Origin of the sequence: Streptomyces sp. WMMB303 (assembly GCF_029351045.1) — a bacterium.
Lineage (GTDB): Bacteria > Actinomycetota > Actinomycetes > Streptomycetales > Streptomycetaceae > Streptomyces.
Genome location: NZ_JARKIN010000001.1, coordinates 4,126,048 through 4,144,956, shown reverse-complemented (window position 1 = coordinate 4,144,956; position 18,909 = coordinate 4,126,048). Strand labels below are relative to the sequence as shown.

At 71.4% G+C, this 18,909-nt stretch carries 18 protein-coding genes; 8 read left to right on the top strand and 10 right to left on the bottom strand.

What is annotated here, in order from left to right; genetic code table 11:
* Position 1: 1 nt before the first annotated feature.
* Entirely contained in the window at positions 2–754 is a 753-nt protein-coding gene (locus P2424_RS18490; protein WP_276476855.1) for a DeoR/GlpR family DNA-binding transcription regulator, read from the bottom strand.
* 141 nt (positions 755–895) lie between these two features.
* On the opposite strand from P2424_RS18490, the gene P2424_RS18485 reads away from it, so the two are divergent.
* From P2424_RS18485 to P2424_RS18465, 5 genes are all read left to right on the top strand, one after another.
* Positions 896–2,002 carry a PfkB family carbohydrate kinase gene (locus P2424_RS18485; protein WP_276476854.1) on the top strand — a complete coding sequence of 369 codons (1,107 nt, stop codon included), beginning with the start codon at positions 896–898 and terminating at the stop codon, positions 2,000–2,002.
* Between the two features lie 62 nt (positions 2,003–2,064).
* The gene (locus tag P2424_RS18480; RefSeq protein ID WP_276476853.1) at positions 2,065–3,489 is read left to right on the top strand and encodes an extracellular solute-binding protein; all 1,425 of its coding nucleotides are present in this window, start codon (positions 2,065–2,067) and stop codon (positions 3,487–3,489) included.
* A complete protein-coding gene (locus P2424_RS18475) occupies positions 3,486–4,439 on the top strand; it encodes a sugar ABC transporter permease (RefSeq protein ID WP_276476852.1) in 954 nt (317 codons plus the stop codon). The genes P2424_RS18480 and P2424_RS18475 overlap by 4 nt, the downstream gene beginning before the upstream one ends.
* On the top strand, positions 4,436–5,260 hold the full coding sequence (locus P2424_RS18470) for a carbohydrate ABC transporter permease (protein WP_276476851.1): 825 nt from the start codon (positions 4,436–4,438) through the stop codon (positions 5,258–5,260). The genes P2424_RS18475 and P2424_RS18470 overlap by 4 nt, the downstream gene beginning before the upstream one ends.
* Before the next feature lie 262 nt (positions 5,261–5,522).
* Positions 5,523–5,684, top strand: coding sequence for a hypothetical protein (locus P2424_RS18465; RefSeq protein ID WP_276476850.1), 162 nt, complete (start codon positions 5,523–5,525; stop codon positions 5,682–5,684).
* A 5-nt stretch (positions 5,685–5,689) separates the two neighbouring features.
* On the opposite strand, the gene P2424_RS18460 is transcribed toward P2424_RS18465, so the two are convergent.
* Together P2424_RS18460 and tnpA are read right to left on the bottom strand one after the other, a co-directional pair.
* The gene (locus P2424_RS18460) at positions 5,690–7,405 is read right to left on the bottom strand and encodes a penicillin acylase family protein (RefSeq protein ID WP_276479017.1); all 1,716 of its coding nucleotides are present in this window, start codon (positions 7,403–7,405) and stop codon (positions 5,690–5,692) included.
* 119 nt (positions 7,406–7,524) lie between these two features.
* Entirely contained in the window at positions 7,525–7,953 is a 429-nt protein-coding gene (tnpA, locus tag P2424_RS18455) for an IS200/IS605 family transposase (protein WP_276476849.1), read from the bottom strand.
* A gap of 23 nt (positions 7,954–7,976) precedes the next feature.
* Here tnpA and P2424_RS18450 point away from each other — a divergent pair, with 23 nt between their 5' ends.
* A complete protein-coding gene (locus tag P2424_RS18450; RefSeq protein WP_276476848.1) occupies positions 7,977–9,284 on the top strand; it encodes an RNA-guided endonuclease TnpB family protein in 1,308 nt (435 codons plus the stop codon).
* Here P2424_RS18450 and P2424_RS18445 read toward each other — a convergent pair.
* The 5 genes from P2424_RS18445 to P2424_RS18425 are packed head-to-tail and all read right to left on the bottom strand — an operon-like array spanning position 9,208 to position 14,589.
* Entirely contained in the window at positions 9,208–10,746 is a 1,539-nt protein-coding gene (locus tag P2424_RS18445) for a sodium:solute symporter family protein (protein ID WP_276476847.1), read from the bottom strand. The genes P2424_RS18450 and P2424_RS18445 overlap by 77 nt on opposite strands.
* Positions 10,743–11,045, bottom strand: coding sequence for a DUF3311 domain-containing protein (locus P2424_RS18440; protein ID WP_276476846.1), 303 nt, complete (start codon positions 11,043–11,045; stop codon positions 10,743–10,745). Before P2424_RS18440 ends, P2424_RS18445 begins: the two co-directional genes overlap by 4 nt.
* A 42-nt stretch (positions 11,046–11,087) precedes the next feature.
* Entirely contained in the window at positions 11,088–11,894 is an 807-nt protein-coding gene (locus tag P2424_RS18435; protein WP_276476845.1) for an SDR family oxidoreductase, read from the bottom strand.
* Positions 11,891–13,342 carry an aldehyde dehydrogenase family protein gene (locus P2424_RS18430; protein ID WP_276476844.1) on the bottom strand — a complete coding sequence of 484 codons (1,452 nt, stop codon included), beginning with the start codon at positions 13,340–13,342 and terminating at the stop codon, positions 11,891–11,893. Before P2424_RS18430 ends, P2424_RS18435 begins: the two co-directional genes overlap by 4 nt.
* Positions 13,339–14,589: a M20 family metallopeptidase gene (locus P2424_RS18425; RefSeq protein WP_276476843.1), complete on the bottom strand. Its 1,251-nt coding sequence runs from the start codon at positions 14,587–14,589 to the stop codon at positions 13,339–13,341. The genes P2424_RS18430 and P2424_RS18425 overlap by 4 nt, the downstream gene beginning before the upstream one ends.
* Before the next feature lie 206 nt (positions 14,590–14,795).
* Here P2424_RS18425 and P2424_RS18420 point away from each other — a divergent pair, with 206 nt between their 5' ends.
* Positions 14,796–15,596: a FadR/GntR family transcriptional regulator gene (locus tag P2424_RS18420; RefSeq protein ID WP_276476842.1), complete on the top strand. Its 801-nt coding sequence runs from the start codon at positions 14,796–14,798 to the stop codon at positions 15,594–15,596.
* Positions 15,597–15,718: 122 nt separating this feature from the next.
* Here the strand turns inward: P2424_RS18420 and P2424_RS18415 are convergent, their stop codons facing one another.
* Together P2424_RS18415 and P2424_RS18410 are read right to left on the bottom strand one after the other, a co-directional pair.
* A complete protein-coding gene (locus P2424_RS18415) occupies positions 15,719–16,426 on the bottom strand; it encodes a TetR/AcrR family transcriptional regulator (protein WP_276476841.1) in 708 nt (235 codons plus the stop codon).
* 146 nt (positions 16,427–16,572) lie between these two features.
* Positions 16,573–17,532 (bottom strand): NAD-dependent epimerase/dehydratase family protein, encoded by a 960-nt coding sequence (locus P2424_RS18410; protein WP_276476840.1) that lies wholly within the window; start codon positions 17,530–17,532, stop codon positions 16,573–16,575.
* A 203-nt stretch (positions 17,533–17,735) separates the two neighbouring features.
* On the opposite strand from P2424_RS18410, the gene P2424_RS18405 reads away from it, so the two are divergent.
* Entirely contained in the window at positions 17,736–18,854 is a 1,119-nt protein-coding gene (locus tag P2424_RS18405; protein ID WP_276476839.1) for a hypothetical protein, read from the top strand.
* The last annotated feature ends 55 nt before the right edge of the window (positions 18,855–18,909 follow it).

Below are 18,909 nucleotides of genomic sequence, written 5' to 3'. Positions count from 1 at the left end.
GTCATACCTCTACTACCTCCACTTCGGCCTCGCGGAACGCGGCGAGGGTGGCCGGATCGGACTCCCGGCCGGTGATCAGCATGTCGATGTCGCCTGCCTGGCAGACGCGGGCGCTGCCGGTGCCGGGGAACTTGCGCGGGGTGGCCAGCAGCACCGCTTGGCGGGCCGAGCCCAGCATGGCCCGTTTGACGGGCACCTCGATCTCGGTCGTGTCCAGTACCCGGCCGTCGGCCAGTACTCCGCTGGTGCCGAGGAATACCCGGTCGGCGTAGATCTCGCGGAGCGCGGCCCGGGTGATCTGGCCGACCAGCGAGCGGTAGTTGCGCCGCACCTCGCCGCCGAGCAGCACGAGTGTCACCTCCGGGTCGGAGCGCAGCTCCTCGTAGACCGCGAGGTTGGAGGTGACCACGGTGATCTTCCGGCCGTGCAGCAGCCGTGCCAGCTGCAGGGTGGTGGTGCCGATGTCGAGCAGCACCGTCTCCCCGTTGCTGATCAGCTCCGCGGCGTGGGCGGCGACGGCTTCCTTGGCGGGGAGGTCGTCCACCTCCTCCTCCGCGAAGGGGCGTTCGACCGGTTCCCGGGCGATGGCGCCGCCGTAGACCCGCCGCAGCCGTCCGGAATCGGAGAGGTCGGACACGTCCCGGCGTGCCGTGGCCTCGCTGACCTGGAGCCGCCGGGCGATCTCGACGACGGGCAGTACCCCCTCCTCGCGGAGGATCCGCAGCAGCTTCTCGTGCCGGGTTTCGCGCAACATGCGCAGCACCCTAGCGCGACTGAGTGTCTTTGCGCGACTGTGACCGACCTATTGCATTCTGCCGAAGGTGCGTGCAAGGTGTCGCTCAAATCAGTCACGTAAACGCTGCGTTTTGGCCATAGCTGAGAGGGGCGAGCGGCCTTGAGTACCACTGGGAGTGCCCAACCGGCACCGACCGGGAGCTGGTTGGACCCGCTGGCCGGCCTCCGCACGGAGGAGGGCCCGCAGACCGACGTGTTCCTCACCGGCACGGTCTTCCTCGACATCGTCCTCACCGGCCTCGACCACGCCCCCGTGCGCGGCACCGAGACCTGGGCCGGCGGCATGGGCTCCAGCCCGGGCGGAGTCGCCAACATGGCCACCGCGCTGCGCAGGCTCGGACTGCGCACCGCACTGGCCGCGGCCTTCGGCGACGACATGTACGGCGACTACTGCTGGGAGGCGCTCTCCGAGAGCGAGGGCATCGACCTGGCCCCCTCGCACCGCGCCAAGGGCTGGCACTCCCCGGTCACCGTCTCCATGGCCTACGAGGGTGAACGCACCATGGTCAGCCACGGCCACGAGGCGCCCAGACCGTGTGTCAGCGTCGCCGCCCGCCCGGCGTCCCGGGCCTGCGTCACCTCGCTGTCACCGGGCCGGGTGGGGGACTGGGTGCGGCAGGCCCACACCGAGGGCAGCCTGATCTTCGCCGACACCGGCTGGGACGAGACCGGCGCCTGGGACCCGGACACCCTGGCCGACCTGTCGCTGTGCCACGCGTTCCTGCCCAACGCCACCGAGGCCCTGCACTACACCCGCACCGACACCCCGGAGGCGGCCGTGCGCACGCTGGCCGAACTGGTGCCCGTCGCGGTGGTCACCAAGGGGCCCGGCGGTGCGGTGGCCGTCGACGGGACCACCGGCGAATACGCCGACGTGCCCGCGCTGAGCGTCGAGGCGCTCGACCCCACCGGCGCCGGGGACGTGTTCATGGCCGGCTTCACCACCGCGACGCTGGCCGGCTGGCCGCTCGCCGACCGGCTGGCCTTCGCCAACCTGACCGCCGCCCTCTCCGTCCAGCACTTCGGCGGCTCCCTCTCGGCACCGGGGTGGAGCGAGGTCGCGGCCTGGTGGCAGTACGCGCGGCGGATCGGCGGCCAGACCCAGGAAGTGATGCGGCGCTACGCCTTCCTGGACGACCTGCTCCCCGGCGGCAACGGCGAATGCCCGCTGCTGCGTGCCACCCCCACCATCGGCTTCCGCTCGTGAACCGGAACAGCACGGGCCCGCGCGGCCGGAACCGCGCGCAGCACCAAGGAGGGCGTACGACCATGAACGCGCACCGGCACCACGGACGAGGACGGCTGCGCCGGCCCCGCACCGCCCTCGGCGCGCTGGCCGGCCTGCTGCTTGCCGCCGCCTGCGTACCCGGCACCGACGGATCGGGAGCGGCGGGTGCCGGTGGCGCCGCGGTGACCGCGACACCCGACCCGGGCAAGGCCGGAAAGGTCACCCTCACGGTGTGGGACCAGCAGACCCGGGGCGGCACCAATGCCGAGATCGAGCGCCTCAACAAGGAGTTCGAGAAGAAGTACCCCAACGTCACCATCAAGCGGGTGGCCCGCAGCTTCAACGATCTGAAGAAGACCCTCAAACTCGCCCTGAGCGGCGACAACCCGCCCGACGTCGTCCAGGCCAACCAGGGCTACGCGGACATGGTCGCCTTCGCCCGCGCCGGGATGCTCACCCCGCTGGACGGTTACGCGGGCCTCTACAGCTGGAACACCCGCTTCCCGCAGACGCTGCTCAACCTCAACCGGGTGGCCCCCGACGGCAAGCGGTTCGGCACCGGTCAGCTGTACGGGATCTCCCAGGAAGGCGAGTACATCGGGGTCTACTACAACAAGAAGGTGCTCCGGAAGGCGGACCTCGAGCCGCCGAGGACCTGGCAGGACCTCACCGCCGCACTGCCGAAGCTCAAGCAGGCCGGCGAGCTGCCGGTGCAGTTCGGCAACCTCGACAAGTATCCCGCGATCCATACCTTCGGCGTCCTCCAGGGACAGGCCGCCGGGGGCGCCGAGCCGGTCCGCGAGACGGTCTTCGGACGGGGCGGCGGCTTCGACACCGACGCCACCCGCACGGCCGCCCGCACCCTCGCCGACTGGGCGAAGAAGGGCTACTTCCCCAAGGGCGCCAACGGCAAGGGATACGACGACGCGGCCAAGCAGTTCGCCGACGGCAAGGGCGCCTTCCTGATCACCGGCACCTGGCAACTGGCCGACCTGCGCGGGCCCATGGGCGACGACCTCGGCTTCATGCCACCGCCGCCGGCGTCCGGGAAGCAGCCGGTCACCACCGGGGGCGAGGGGCTGCCGTGGTCCATCACCTCCAAGTCCGATCATCCCCAGGTCGCCGCCGCATACCTCGACTTCCTCACCGATGCACACGCCTCGAAGGTGATGACCGAGGAGGGCGTGCTGCCGGTGGTCCCCGGAAAAGCAGCCGGAAAGCTCGACCCGGACACCCCGAACGGCCAGATGGTCGCCGGCTGGGAGAAGCTGAACGCCGCCGACGGGCTGGTGCCCTACCTCGACTACACCACCCCCACCTTCTACGACACGCTCTCCGCCGACCTCCAGGGGGTCCTCAGCGGCGACCTGGCTCCCGGCGAGTTCGCCGAGCGGACGCAGCAGGAGTACGCGGAATTCCGCGCCCGGCAGCGCACCGACGGCGGGGACGGCGGTGACACAGAATGAGTGCTCTCACCGGCCGGGAGGCCGGCGCCCGGCGGGCCGCCGCGGTGCCGGGCTCCCGCACGGCCCGCTACCGCCGCCGGGCACCCGGCGAGCCGCGAGCCGTGGGCTACCTCTACGTCCTGCCCGCACTCGCCGTCTTCGGCGTGTTCCTGCTCTGGCCCCTCGCCCAGACCGGCTGGCTGTCGCTGCTGCACTGGGACGGGCTGACCCGCGCGAGCTGGGCGGGGCTGGACAACTACCGGGATCTGCTCACCGACCCCGAACTGCGCGCCCCCTTCGCCCACGCCGCGGTGCTGCTGCTCTTCTACGCGGCACTCCCGGTGGCCATCGGACTGCTGCTGACGGCCGCACTCACCCGCTTCCGGATCCGCGGCATGACCTTCTTCCGCACCGTGCTGTTCCTGCCGCAGGTGCTGGCGATGGTCGTCGTCGGCGTCGCCTGGCGTGCGGTGCTGGCACCCGACGGGCTGCTCAACGACACGCTCGGAGCGCTGGGTCTGGACGGTCTGGCCCGGTCCTGGCTCGGCGACGACACCTGGGCACTGCCCGCCGTCGGCACCATCGGCACCTGGGTGGAGACCGGGCTGTGCCTGGTGCTCTTCCTCGCCGGGGCCCAGCGCATACCGCGGGAGCTGTACGAGGCCGCCCGGATCGACGGCGCCGGACCGGTACGGGAGTTCCTCACCGTCACCCTGCCCGGGCTGCGCGCCGAGCTGGCCGTCGCGCTCACGCTCACCCTGGTGGCGGCGCTGCGCAACTTCGACCTGATCTACATCACCACCAGTGGCGGCCCGGGCAACGCCACCTCCGTGCCCTCCTACGAGGTCTACCGCCGCGCCTTCGAGAGCGGCGAGGTCGGCTCGGCCTCGGCCATGGGCATCACTCTCACCGCCGTGATCTTCGCGTTGACCATGGTGGTCACCAGGTTCGTGGAGGGCCGGAGCCGATGAACACTTCCCGCACCGAACGCGGCGTCACCTACGGCATCCTCGCGCTGTTCGCACTGATCGCGCTGACCCCCGTCGCCGGCATCCTCTCCACGGCGCTGGCCCGCCAGGACTCGCTGAAGACCGGTTTCGCCCTGCCGGACGGCCTCAACTGGCACAACTTCGCCGACGCCTGGACCCGTGGCCACTTCGGCAGCTACCTGTTCAACTCCGTCCTGGTGGCCGTCGCCGTGGTGGCCGCCACCACCGTGCTGGCCACCCTCGCGGCCTACGCCTTCGGCACCATGCGCTTCCCCGGCTCCAACGGGCTGTTCTACCTCTTCGTCGTGGGGCTCACCCTGCCGCAGGAAGCAGTGATCGTGCCCCTCTACTTCGACCTGCGGCACTGGGGCCTGACCGACACCTACTGGGGGCTGATCCTGCCGCAGACCGCGCAGTCCCTCGCCTTCGGCGTCTTCTGGATGCGGACCTACTTCCGCAACACGCCGCGCTCGCTGCTGGAAGCCGCGCGGATCGACGGCGCCACCCACTGGTCGACCCTGACCCGCGTTCTGGTCCCCATGGGACGGCCCGCCTTCTCCACGCTGACCGTCATCGTGTTCATGTGGACCTGGAACGAGTTCCTCATGGCCCTGGTGATGGTGAGCGACGAGGCGCACCGCACGGTGCCGCTGGGCCTCGCCTTCTTCCAGGGGCAGCACTCCTCGGACACCGCGCTGCTGGCCGCCGCGGCGACCCTGATCGCGCTGCCCGTCGTCGCCGTCTATCTGCTGCTGCAACGCCGCTTCATCCAGGGCATGCTGACGGGCTCCGCGAAGGAGTGACGGGCGGGTGGCCCGCCGGTCAGCGTGCGGACTGATTCACCGCACCGACGAACGTGGTGGGGGGGCGGGTGCCAGGACTGCGAATGGTTCCGGACGATGATCAGTCGGGCGCGGGGAGCATGCGACGACAGGAGTGCCGCAGATCTGGAGGCGTTGCGGGGTGCGCATCTGCATCTGAAGCACGATCCTGACGCCCGGCCTGGACTGCGCGGCCTTCCGGGCGGGTTGTGACATGTGGCAGGTCGGCGACACCGTGAGGGACGTGAAGAGTGGCCGCACCGGGGAGATCGTCCAGGTGACCGGCCCGGCCCCGTACATCTACCGGTTGAGGGTCGTCACGGGTCCCGACGAACCCCCGATCATGCTCTATCGCTATGCCCCCGAACTTCCCCGCGCAGCGACCTCCGTCTCCTGGACCACTTGAGTCAGTCAGTTCAAAGCCGCGCCGGCCGGGGAGAGGACCAGACGTTGCACCGTCTCCGCCTCCACTCGGGGGCGCGAGTAGACAAGGGGGAAGGCCCCATCGGTGGCCCACTCCTCGAAGAGGTCCGCGTAGTGCGGTGAGCGGGGGTCGCCGGACTGGCCGGGGGAGTTCATGGCGAGGGAGTTGTCCCAGGCACCGACGTCCACCACCATCCGGAAGCTCGCCCCGGCGTTCTGCCGGAAGTCCGGCAGGTACGCGGCGGCACCCACCGTGTCGCCGCTCCCGCCACGAGGGAGAGGGCCGAGGCCGCACCAGCCGGGAGCCTCCGTCACCCCTTTCCGGGCCAGCAGTCCGGCCACCGGATGGCGGAGTTCGGCCCGGTGCAGATCCCCCCAGGACCAGCGGTCCGGGTCCTCGCCCAGCAGCTCGGCTACGGCCGCCACGGCCGTAGCGAGGCTCGCCAGGAGCAACTGCGCGCGCTCGCCGTCCAGATCGGGCGCACCCAACAGCCGCAGCTCCACACGCGGGTCGCCCGAGTCGCTCTCCACCGGCAGTACCCGGGCCAGCGCCTCCTCCAGCCGCGCGGCCGGCACCAGATCGCGCAGTGCCCGCCGCAGCAGCGCGGGCCGCAGATGTCGGCGGAACCACACCTCGAACAGAGCGGCGGCCGCTGACTCGGCACGCAGGGCGCCGTCCCAGCCGCGCAGCAGCTCGAGACCCGTCCGTACGCGGGGGTCCGTGCTCTCCAGCCCGGACAGCAGCGGCAGCACTCGCCGTGCGGGCAGGCTGACACAGTCGGTCTGGAGCTCCACACAGGCGGCGGCTGTCCAGTCGTGGCGTGCCGCGAGGGCCTCGGCGCACCGCTGGTGGCGAAAGGGCGCGTACCAGTCGTGGGTGACGGGCCGCTCGGTGTGCGGGTAGTCGGGCGGCAGATTGTGCTGGTTGGCGGTGGCGAACCAGCCCTGTTCGGGGTCGCGTTCGGCGGGCAGCTCGTCGGCGTCCAGGAAGCCGTCCCACTCGTAGCGCCCGTCGCCCGGTACCGGCAGCGTGCCGTCCCAGCCGCGCCGCCGGGGGACGCGGCCGGCCGGACGCCAGCCGATCGTGCCGTCGGGTGCCGCGTACACCTGGTTCTCGCCCGGCGCGCCCCAGCGGCGCATGGCCGCCATGAACGCGTCGGGGCTCTCGGCGCCCATATAGCTCGCGCTGCCCAGGTATGGTGCCGTCCCGGGCCCCAGCCAGGCCGCCCGTACGGCGAACGCCGCCTGCCTGCCGGGGTGTTCGTGGACGACGGGTCCGTGCCGGGTGAACCACAGCCGGGTGTGCACCGGCTCGGAGTCCTTGACCGGGATCTGCTCGGTCATTGATGTCATCCGCTCCCAGCCGTCCCCGTAGGCGTAGGAGTGCGGGTCGGCCGGGTCGGTGCGGTAGACGTACAGGTCCTCCTGGTCGATCGGGAAGATCGTCAATCCGAATGCGATATTGCCGTTGTTCCCGATGGAGATCCCCGGCAGCGCCGGTTCGCCCGCGCCGATCACGTCGAGGCCCGGCGCGGACAGATGGGCCAGGTAGCGGAGCGAGGGGAGGCCGAGGGCGCGGTGCGGGTCGTTGGCCAGCAGCGGCCGCCCGGTGGCGGTGCGGGAGGGGGCCAGCACCCAGTTGTTGCTGCCGTCCAGGCCCTGGCGGGGCGGGGTGTCGGTGGCCCAGGGCGGGACGGTGGCCAGGTCGTGGACGCGGAGGACGTCGTCGGGGATGACATCCAGGTCCAGGCCCTTCCGAGGCGCTTAGCGAGAGTGCCCCGTCCTTCAGGGCGGGGGTGAGTCGCCCCACGGCGGCGGCCCGCTCAGTCGGGCCGCTTCTGTTGTTCGATGTAGTCCTTGACCACCTGGAGCGGTGCGCCGCCGACCGATCCGGCGAAGTATGAGGGCGACCAGAAGTGTCCGTGCGTGACGGCGCGGTTGACCCGGCCGGTGAATTCGGCGCGCAGACGCCGGGCAGAGACGCCCTTGAGTGAGTTCACCAGTCCGGACAGGGTGGTCTTCGGTGGGTAGTGCACGAGGAGGTGCACGTGGTCGGCTTCGCCGTTGAACTCGGTGAGCGTGGCGCCGAAGTCGTCGCACACCTTGCGCATGGTCTCTTCGCAGCGTGTCAGCATCTCGTCGTCCATGGCGCCCCGCCGGTACCTCGTGACGAACACCAAGTGTGCGTGCAGGTTGTGGACGACCGTACGGCCCCTGCGGATATCGGGGTTTGGTTCCCATCGAGGTGACATAGACCAATGGTATGGTAGGGGTCATGCAGCTGCGGTACAGCTTCCGCCTGTACCCGGGCGCCGGTCAGCGCATGGCGTTGGCGAGGGCGTTCGGGTGTGCGCGGGTCGTCTTCAACGACGCATTGCGCGTCCGAGAGGAGGCCCGCACAGCGGGGCTGCCGTTCGTCTCCTCGGGCGAGCTGTCCAAGCGGCTCACCGCGTCGAAGAAGACACCGGAGCGGGCCTGGCTCGGCGAGGTGTCCTCGGTGATCCTCCAGCAGTCCCTCCGGGACCTGGACACCGCGTACAAGAACTTCTTCGACGGCCTCAAGGGCAAGCGCCCCAAGATGGGGCCGCCCCGGTACAAGTCCCGCAAGGACAACCGGCAGACCGTCCGCTTCACCGCGAACGCGTCGTGGCGGATCACGGCGGGCGGGAAGCTGCGCCTGCCGAAGGTCGGCGACGTGCCCGTTCGCTGGTCCCGCGCCCTGCCGTCCACGCCGTCCACCGTGACGGTCTTGAAGGACGCCACAGGCCGGTACTTCGCGAGCTTCGTCGTCGAGACGGACGCCTCTGAGGTGCTGCCGGAGACGACGCCTGAAGTCGGCATCGACCTCGGGCTCGGGCACTTCGCGATCCTCTCCGACGGCACGAAGGTCGACAGCCCGCGCTTCCTGCGCCGGGCCGAGAAGCGGCTGAAGAAGGCACAGCGGGACCTGTCCCGCAAGCAGAAGGGCTCCGCGAACCGGGGCAAGGCCAGAGTGAAGGTCGCTCGCGCTCACGCGCGGGTCGCCGACGCGCGCCGCGAGTTCCACCACCAGCTCTCCACCAAGCTGATCCGCGAGAACCAAGCGGTCGCAGTGGAAGACCTGGCGGTGAAGGGACTCGCCCGTACGCGCCTGGCCAAGTCCGTGCACGACGCCGGATGGTCGGCGTTCGTGAACATGCTGGAGTACAAGGCCGCACGGTACGGGCGCACCTTCGTGAGGATCGGACGGTTCGAGCCCACCAGTCAGGTGTGCTCGCAGTGCGGTGTCAAGGACGCCCCCAAGCCCCTGCACGTCCGGGAGTGGACGTGCAGGGAGTGCTGGGCCGTCCTCGACCGAGACGTGAACGCGGCGGTCAACGTCGCGAAGGCGGCCGGACTGGCCGTTACGGCCTGTGGAGCGCAGGTAAGACCGGTACCCGTACCGGCGCAGCGCGTTGAAGCAGGAACCCACCGAGGCCCGCAGACGCGGGCAGTAGGAATCCCGGTCCTTCAGGGCCGGGAGGATGTCAAACCGGTTCCTGCTCGGGCGACGGGCGCGGACGCGCCGGCGCCGCCCCGGCGGCGGACGGCCGGGCGTAGGTGAGGGCGGCGGCCACCAGCAGATTGGCCGCCAGCCCCAGGAGCCCGCCGTTGATCCCGTGCCACGGGTCGTTGTCCGTCCACCACAGCAGCAGTACCACCCCGAGCCCCACCAGCGTGCCGGCGACTCCCGCCGCCGCGGTCAGCCGCCGCCAGAACAGCGAGAGCAGAGCCAGCGGCACCAGCTGAGCCAGCCCCTCGTAGGAGAGGACCGACAACTGCACCAGGGTGTTCGGGAAGAAGAGCGCGCCCAGCAGGGCCACGAGCCCGGCCAGGAAGCACACCAGCTGGGACAGCCGCTTGATCCGTACGTCCTGCGCTCCGCCCGGCGCGGCGCCCGGCCCGCCCGCAGTCCGGTTCCGGTAGGCGCGGCTGCGCGGGTCCGAGCCGTTGCCGCCGCCGAGCAGGGTGCGCCCGCACAGGGTGCCGATCGCCAGCATGAACACGCTCATCGGCACGATGGCCGACAGCGCCCCCGCCACCCCGATCACCGCGACGACCGGCGCCGGAAGCGAGTCGGTCACCAGCCGGAACAACGCCAGGTCCGGGTTGTCGAGCGTGGGAAGCGCGAACAGCGCGACGGCGCCGACCATCATCGGGATGAACAGCAGCAGTTGGTACCACGGCAGCAGCAGGGCGTTGCGGCGCAGCGCGTTCGGGCTTTTGGCACTGAGATAGCCGGCGACGGTGGTGGGGAAGATGGAGATCGTCACCGCGTTGAGCAGCAGGGTGGAGACGAACCAGGTGCCGTTCAGCCCGCCCGACGCATGTCCGGGAAACGTCAGCCACTCCGGCTTCTCCTGCACCATCCGCGACATGAAGTCGCCGTATCCGTCCAGGTAGTGCAGCGGTACCCACACCGCGAGGAAGACCACGGCCACGATGACGAGCACATCCTTGAGCACGCTCACCCACGCGGAACCGCGCAGCCCCGAGACGAGGATGAACGCCTCCGCGACGACGAAGGAGACCACGGCGGCGACGTGCAGATCGACGCTGCCGTAGGTCATCGCGTTCACCACCACACCCATGCCCTGGATCTGCACCTGCACGTAGGGAACGATGAAGACGGTCGCGGTGACCGCCACCAGTATCCCCACGGGCCGGGAGCGGAAACGGTGTTCGGCCATATCGGCTATGGACAGCAGCCGGTGCCGGCTGGCGTACGTCCACAGCGCCGGGCCCACGACGTACGCCACGGCGAAGCCGGTGGTCAGATAGGCGACCAGGTAGAGGATCGGCACACCGAACGAGTAGGACCAGCCGGCAGTGCCGAGAAAGGAGAAGCTGGTGTAGGTCTCGCCGGCCATCAGCAGCCAGATGAACAACACGCCCAGGCCCCGGCTGGAGACCGACCACTCGGCCATCCCCTTGTCCCGCCCCCGGGCGCTGAGCACGCCGATCGCCAGGGTCGCGGCCATGGCGAGGCCGAAGAGCGTCGTGGCGATCGCGGCTGATCCGCTCATCGTGACCGTCCTCCCTCGTCGTCGACCGGCAGGGGCTCGGCCGCACCCTTGGCGAAGGCGGGGTCGAGCCGCGAGACCACCCAGATCACCAGGGGGCTGACCACCGTGGCCGCGACGATCCAGAACAGCAGGAACGGCAGCCCCGCCACGCGGGGTTCGATGCGGTTCGCCACCAGCGGGGCGGCGCAGTAGAGGACGGCGGGGATCAGCAGCAGCCACAGCGCCGGGCGCCTGGCTCCGGTGCGGGGGAGGCCCGCGAAGGGGTCGTCCTCGTCGGGGACGGGGTGGTGCTCGGACATCGTGGGGTGCTCCTCGGGGGACGGCTGGTAACGGCATGGGGGTCACACTGCCGGGTCGTACCGTCCGTCGACGGCGGTCCACCCGCCGTCGACGGTCAGCACGCTGCCGGTCACGAACGTGGCGGCGTCCGAGAGCAGGTAGACCACGGCGCCCGCGATCTCGTCGGCCCGCGCCCACCGCTGCAGCGCGGAGGCCCGCGCATAGGCGTCGAACCACTCGGCGTCGGCGGCGATCTGGTCGGTCAGCGGGGTGCGCACCACGCCGGGTGCCACCGCGTTGAACCGCACACCTTGCGGGCCCCACTCCGCGGCAGCCGTCCGCAGCAGTTGGACGAGCCCCGCTTTGGAGGCCGCGTACACCCCCTGGCCGGGTTCCACCTGGAAGGCCCGCATGGAGGCGAGCGAGACGACCGAACCGCAGCCGCGCTCGGCCATCGCCGGAGCGCAGGCCCGCACCAGCGAGAAGTGCGCCCGCAGATTGAGCGCGACCACCCGCTCGAACTCGGGCACCGTGTAGTCGGCGATCCGCTTGCGCACATTGACGCCCACCGTCACCACGAGCCCGTCCAGCGGGCCCCACGCGGCCGCCGCCCGGGTGAGCGCCTCCTCGTCCAGGACGTCGAGCGGATACGGGCGGGCGCCGGCCCCGGCCAGTCGGGCTGTCGCCTCGGCGCCGGCCTCGTCCCGGTCGGCCACCACGACCTCGGCGCCGTGCGCCACCAGGGCGCGTACCGCCTCCCGGCCGATGCCGCTCGCGCCGCCGACCACGGCGACCCGCCGCCCGTCGAGCCGGAACAGCCGCCCGTAGTCCACCTCGGCACCCCCGGCGCTGTCCGAGCGGGCGCTCACGGCCTGATCACCGCCATCTTCGTCACCGTCAGCTCCTCGATCGCGAACCGCGGGCCCTCACGCCCGATGCCGGAGTCCTTGACGCCGCCGTAGGGCGCCACGTCGCAGCGGTACCCGGGCACCTCGTTGACCACCACGCCGCCGACGTCCAGCTCGTCCAACGCGCGGAAGGCGACATCGAGGCGGTGGGTGAAGACCGCGGCGTGCAGTCCGTAGCGGCTCGCGTCCACCGCGGCGAAGGCCGCGTCCAGATCGGGAACCGACCGCAGGCAGACGGCGGGGCCGAAGATCTCCTCGTCCCAGGCGGGCTGCCCGTCCGGCACCTCGGCCAGCAGCGCCGGAGTCAGACAGCGGCCCACCCGCTCGCCGCCCGCGACCAGCCGCGCACCCGCCTCGCACGCGTCCGCCAGCCATGCCAGCACTCGTTCGGTCGCGGCCTCGTCGATCAGCGCGGCCACCCGGGTGTCCTCCGCACGCGGATCGCCTACGGGCACGGACGCCAGCCGCGCCGCGATCCGCCGCTCCAGTTCGGCCGCCACCGGTGCTTCGGCGATCACCCGCTGGACAGCGATGCACGCCTGCCCGGAGGCGTAGCAGCCGCCGCGCACCACCGCTTCGGCGGCCGCGTCGAGGTCGGCGTCCGCCGCCACGACCAGCGCGGCGTTGGAACCGAGTTCGAGCACGACCTTGCGGGGCGCCGCGTCCTTCGCGATGCGGTGGCCGACGGCCGCCGAGCCGGTGAAGGAGACCGCGGCGACGGCCTCGTCCGTCGTGAGGGCACGCCCCACGGCCGCGTCTCCGGTGACCGACTGCACGGCGCCCGCCGGGGCGCCCTCGGCCAGCAGCCGCTCACGTACCAGGTTCACCAGCCACAGCGTGGCCAGCGGGGTCGCCGGTGCCGGCTTGACGATCACCGGGCAGCCGGCGGCCAGCGCGGGCGCGATCTTGTGGGTGGCCAGCATCATCGGGTAGTTGAACCCGGCGATCCCGACGACCACCCCGATCGGCCGCCGTGTCCAGAAGCCCGTCATCCCGTCTCCGGACGGCAGCCCGTCCAGCGGCACCGTCTCGCCGTGGATGTGCACCACCTCGTCGGCCGCCGCCCGCCAGGTGGCCACCGCCCGGGTCACCTCGGTACGGCAGTCGGCGCGCGGCTTGCCGGTCTCCAGGACCAGCAGGTCCTCCATGCCCTGTGCGACCGCTTCGAGGCTGTCTGCCACCTGGCCGAGCACCGCCCGGCGGGTGCGGGTGGGGAGCTTGGCGACCTCGCGGCGCAGCGCGGCGGCGTGCCCGACGGCTTGCCCGGCCTGGGCCACGGAGCCGACCGGGGCCTGTGCCACCGGACTTCCGTCGTACGGGAACGTCACCACCTGCTGGTCGGCGGTGGCCACCCAGCTCCCGCCGATCGGCAGCCCGTCGGGGAACTCCTTGGTCTGCCACAGCGTCACGCCGCCGCACCCCCCTCCGGCGCGGGTGTGGTGCGGTGGGTGAGAAAGTGGTGGGCGGCCTCGGCGTAGACGCGTGCGTACTCGCCGATCTCCCGCACCTCCACGAACTCGTCCTTCTGGTGCGCGATCCACTTGCCGCCCGGTCCGTAGACCACGGTGGGCAGCCCGGCATCGCGGGTGAGGATCGTGCCGTCGGTGGTGCCGGGCACCGCGCCGATGGCCGGTGCGCTGCCGTGCACCCGGGTGTGCGCCGCGACCAGCCCCCGGACGACGGGATGGTCCTCGGATACCTCGACCGCGGGCCGGTCGTCGACGACGGTCGGCTCCACCGTCACGCCGAAGGCTTCCGCCGCCCGCTCCGCCGTCGTGCGCACCCGCTCGATCAGTTCCGCGTGGTCGGTGCCGGGGATCGTCCGCACATCGACGCCGACCACACCGTGCGCCGGGATGACGTTGAGCTGGTCCGGGTCGCCGCCCAGCAGCACGGTCGGCGTGACGGTCACCGAACCGGCGTGCGGATGGCTGCCGAAGCGTACAGCGGCCCACTCCCGCACCGTGCCGAGCGCCTCCACGATCCGGGCCCCGGCCTCGATCGGGCTGCGGCCCTCCTGCGGCATCGCACCGTGCGCCATCACGCCCGTCAGGTCGAGGCGCAGCCGGATGCCGCCGCGGGCCGAGGTGCACACCTCATACCCTTCCGGCTCGCAGACGATGACGCCGTCCACCTCGCCGGCCGCCGGGGAGGCCGCGAACGCCTTGGCGCCGAGCATCATGCCCTCCTCGTCGGCCATGACACCCAGCACGACCCGGCCCGGGAAGGGGCCCGCCTGCTGGAGCGCGCGCACCCCGTAGATCATCGCCGCCACGCCGGACTTCATGTCGGCCGTACCGCGGCCCCACATCCGGCCGTCGCGGATCTCGGCGCCAAAGGGGTCCACGCTCCAGTCGGCGGGGTCGCCCTCGGTCACCACGTCGGTGTGCCCCTCGAACATCAGGGTGGGTCCCGGGCCTCCGCCGCCCTCGACGGTCGCGATCACGTTCGGGCGGCCCGGGGCCACCTCCGTGACGGTGTGCTCCCAGCCGAACCGCGTGAACAGTTCGGCGACCAGTTCGGCGGCCGGTCTCTCGACGACCTCCGCGTCCTCGGAGTTGACGGTGCGCAGCCGCACCAGTTCCTGGGTGAAGGCGACGGCCGCCTCGGTGTCGAGCAGGGAATCCCACGGCTGTTCGCCGGGACCGGATTGCATGGAACCTCCAAGTCCCTGTCCCCGCCGCCCGATCCCGTCCACGGGGACCAGGCGACTGGTCAGACCAGTTGATCGTCCGTACTCTGCTCGGGTGTCCCGGCTGCGGTCAAGGGGGCGGCCGGGACGGCACAGGATCAGCACACGGGAAACGCGAGCAGCCGCAAGCAGCCCGCCACCAGCCCGCAGGAGCGTGAGAAAGGGTGCCGATGTCGGTCGATCCCCCTGGCCGGACCGGATTCCAGCCGGTGCGCCCGGTGCGCGCCTACCAGCGCGTCGCCGAGCAGATCGAGGAGCGCATTCTCGCCGGGCAGCTCCCGCCCGGCTCCCGGCTGCCCGCGGAGCGCGAACTGGTGCGCCAGTTCGAGGTGGGCCGGTCCACCATCCGCGAAGCCCTGCGGGTCCTCCAGTCCGCGGGGCTGATCCGCTCCCGACCCGGCGATCCGCTGGGCGCCGAGGTGCTGGGCGTCTCGCCCGACACCCTCAGCCACGCCCTGGGGCGGCTCGCCCGGTCCCATCTGTCCGGACCCGCCGAACTGATCCAGTTCCGGATGGTGCTGGACGCGGAGAGCTACCGTCTCGCGGCGCGGCTGCACACCGACGACGACCTGCGGCGGCTGACGGAACTGGTGGACCGGATGGCCGACTGCGCGCAGGCCGCCGGCAGCGGCGGCACGCCGCCCGACACGCACGCCTTCAGCCAGGCGGACGCCGGGTTCCACCGGGTCGTCGCCGAAGCCAGCGGCAACGCGCTGCTCGCCCTGTGTGCCCGTGCCGTCCACGACGCCGTCGTGGACGCCATCGAGCGCACGCTGCAGCACGCCCGGGACGCAGGGGGCGCCGCCGAACGGATGCACCACTCGACCCGCCACCACCGCCTCGTCGTCGAGGCCCTCGGCAGCCGGGACGGTGCCCGCGCCGCACGCCTGGGCCGCCAGGCGCTCTTCGACAGCTACAGCCCGCACATGTCGCCGCAGGACCGGGCCCGGCTGCGCGCGGCGCTGGACTGAGGGGCCTCAGCCCGGGTAGCCGGACAGCGTTGGTCCGGCCTGCGCAGTCCGCCCGACCGAATCAAGCCCGCCGACCGCTGCGGTGCCGGGGGAGCGGTGCGGGAAGGGCTTTTTCGCCGTGGTCAGGGGAGTTGGAAGGTGTCGGCCAGGATCGCCGTCTGGATCCCGAGCATGGTTGCGGGGTCGTGTCCCATGCCGGTGAACTGGCCTGTGATCTCCAGGCTGACAGTGCCGTGCATCTGGGGCCAGGTCATCACGGCCCCGGTCAGCGCGACATCCGCGACGGCACCGGTGCCGGGCTGCCCCGTCCACTGCTCGACCCAGACCGCCACCTCGGGCTGCTCGCGCAGCCAGGTCCGAAGCTGCGCCACGAGCGGGTCCACGCGGACCAGTGGCCGGCCCTGGGCGAAGACGGACAGGAAGGGACCCAGGACGGAGCGTGCCTTCAGTATGGTTTCGGTCGGCGCGGTGAAGCCCGCCACCGGGGTGCCCTGGATGAGCAGGTACAGGTGCGGCTGCGCCACGGCCCATTCCCGGTAGGCGTAGGTCAGGGCGTGCAGGGCGGCCCGCCCGCCGTCTCCGGTGTCCACGGCGTGGACGGCCGCGGCCGCGCCCTCGTAGGCGTCGAGCACCAGCTCCGCCAGCAGTTCGTCACGGCTGGCGAAGTAGCGGTAGAGCGCCGGGCCGGACAGCCCGATCTCCTTCGCGATCCGTAGGAGCGCCACGCCCTCGATGCCTCCGGCGGCGAGTTGTCGTACGGCCGCATCCTTGATCTCCGAGCGGGTCTGCTCCCGGTACCGCGCACGCGGGCTGTTCGCACGGACTGTCATGCCCCGCCTCCTGTCATGCCCCGCTTCCTGCTGCCGACCGCGCAGGGCCGCAGTGTATGCGTCACTGTATCGCTGACGAGACAGGGCAAAGCCCTCCCCCGGTCGAGGATGGGTGAGGGCCGCGGAATGGGCATGGGGCTCGTCGGTCAGCCCTTCGCTCGGGCAGCGAGGAAGCCCCGGTACCACGCCAGTGTCTCCCTCAGGGTGGTCTCGATCGGGGTGGATTCGATATCGAACTCCTGCTGGAAGGCGGTGGAATCCATGATCTGTGGCTCGGTGTGCTGGTAGAACATCTCGGCGTAGGAATTCATGAACGTTTCGTCGAACGGCCCGAAGGGGCGCGCCTCGTTCACCGTGACGGTCCGCAGCGGACGGCCCACCAGGTCGCCCAGTGCGGTGAGGATCTCGCGCGTCGTGCGGGCGGGGGCGGTGGGCAGGTGCCAGACCCGGCCGTCTCCTGAGGGGTTCTCGCCGAGTACGGCCAGGCCACGGGCCACGTCGAGGATGTTGGTGTAGCTGTGCCGGAGGTCGATGTCACCGAGTGCCAGGACCTCGCCGTCCATGAGTGCGGCCGGGAAGACGGCCCCGCCCAGCGTGGAATTCAGCACGCGGGGTCCGACGAAGTCCGCCGAGCGGCCCAGCACGACCTTCGCTCGGCCTTCCGCATGTGCGGCCAGGTAGTTCTCGTCCAGCGCGGCCCGCATCCGGCCCTTGGCCGAGGCGGCCCGCCAGGGGGTGTCCTCGGTCATGACCTCGCCGTGCGTCTCGCCGTAGGGGTACAGCGTGTCCAGGACCACCAGGCGCGCACCGGTGCGCGCCACCGCGCCCAGGACCGCCCCTTGGATGCCGGGCATGACGTCGACCTGGAGGTGGTAGGCGACGTTGACGCAGTGGTAGACCACGTCGGCGCCTTCGACCGCGGCGAGCGCTCCGTCCACCGTGCCGACATCCCCCTTGAGCCGTTCGGCGCCTCCCAGGGGCTCACCGGAGCCTGCGCGGTCGACCAGCCGGACAGCGTGTCCGCGGCGCGCGAGTTCCAGGGCGACGGAGGTGCCCGCGGGACCGGCCCCCAGAACGGTGTGAAGTGAGCCTGTTGCTGCGGTCATGAGGCGGTCCCTTCGGCAGAGGGCGAGGAGCCCTTGGAGCGATTGGCGAACGCTTCAGTTATAGCATGTAACTCTACTGATTGGCTATCGCAGTCATGGTGTAGTGGGTGCCGTGGTGCTCGGTCTCGCGCAGCGGGTGGAAAACACGTTGGCCGGTCTGTCTCCGAGCTGCGACGATGTCGCTGTTTCCGGGCGGAGGACGGTTGTTCGTTTTCTTGTGTGCCGGCTGTGGAGCCGGGCTGACCATCCCGCTGTCCCAGGTCATGCTGCCGGTCCATGCTCATCAGCAGTACGGGAACGGGGTGCAGCTCCCGGTGCTCATGGAGTCGGGCACGTTCGCCGTGGACCCGGAGCCCTGGGGGCCACCGTGGCGGAGGTGGGAGGAGATCCATCCGGACGAAGCGGCAGCCCGCGGTGTCTACGCGCCGGTGTACGCCCTCTCCGACGGCTCGCCCGGCGCAATCGTCATCGCGCCGGGCGACGCCATCGGCACGATGCTGATCCCGGAGAACCGCGGAGGCGGCTACTGCTGCGGACTCGACGGTGCCGACGGCCCCGACGTGACCTGCATGGAGTGCGCCCTGCCCGTGGCGACCCGCATCGACGACTGCTCGCTCTGGCAGGCGATGTGGCTCGAACCGAACGCCGTGCGCCGCCTTTCCGTCGACGCCGACGCCGCGCCGCTCTCCTGGCCGGAGCTGATGGCGGAAGGGAAGGGCACACCCCCGTTCGAGCCCATCGCCGCATGGGGATCACGGACGGCGGTGGGCCACTGGTCGAACTACTCGTGGTTGTGGAGCCCGCAGTGGGAGGCGGCGGCCGGCCATGCGCTCGCCCACCTGCTGGCGGCATCGGAGCGCCACCCCGTGATCGTCCCGGCCGGCTCGGTCGGGCAGGTCTTCCAACGCGCACTCGACGCCCTGCTGCCCACCGGTCCCCAGGCGCGGCGCGCCGACCTGGCCGGACCGGGACTGCCGGCTCCCGGCCCAGACGTCTCCATCCTTCTCGTTCCGTCCCATCCTCAGACGGGGAGGACCTGGACCTCAGCCGATCCGGCACCGCACCTGGTGCCGCTGCCGTTCGGAGTGTGGCTGTGGATGGCCTTCCCCAGGCCGGACCTGTCCGTCCCCGCTCCGGGCGCCCTGCCCGTCGGCGCACTGCGTGACGACTTCGACCCGCCCGCACCACACCCTGGGCACCTGTTCCGAGCCGACTCGAATGTGCTCCGGCACACCCTGGCCCGGCTGCCGGCCGTCCGAGACCCGTGGCTGCGTGAGCTCCTCGAGAACCTCTCGGACCACGTGCGCACCGGCCTCTTCTAGATGATCAATTCCAGGGGGCAGTGGTCGTACGAGGTGAGCGAGCGGAGGGTGGCTT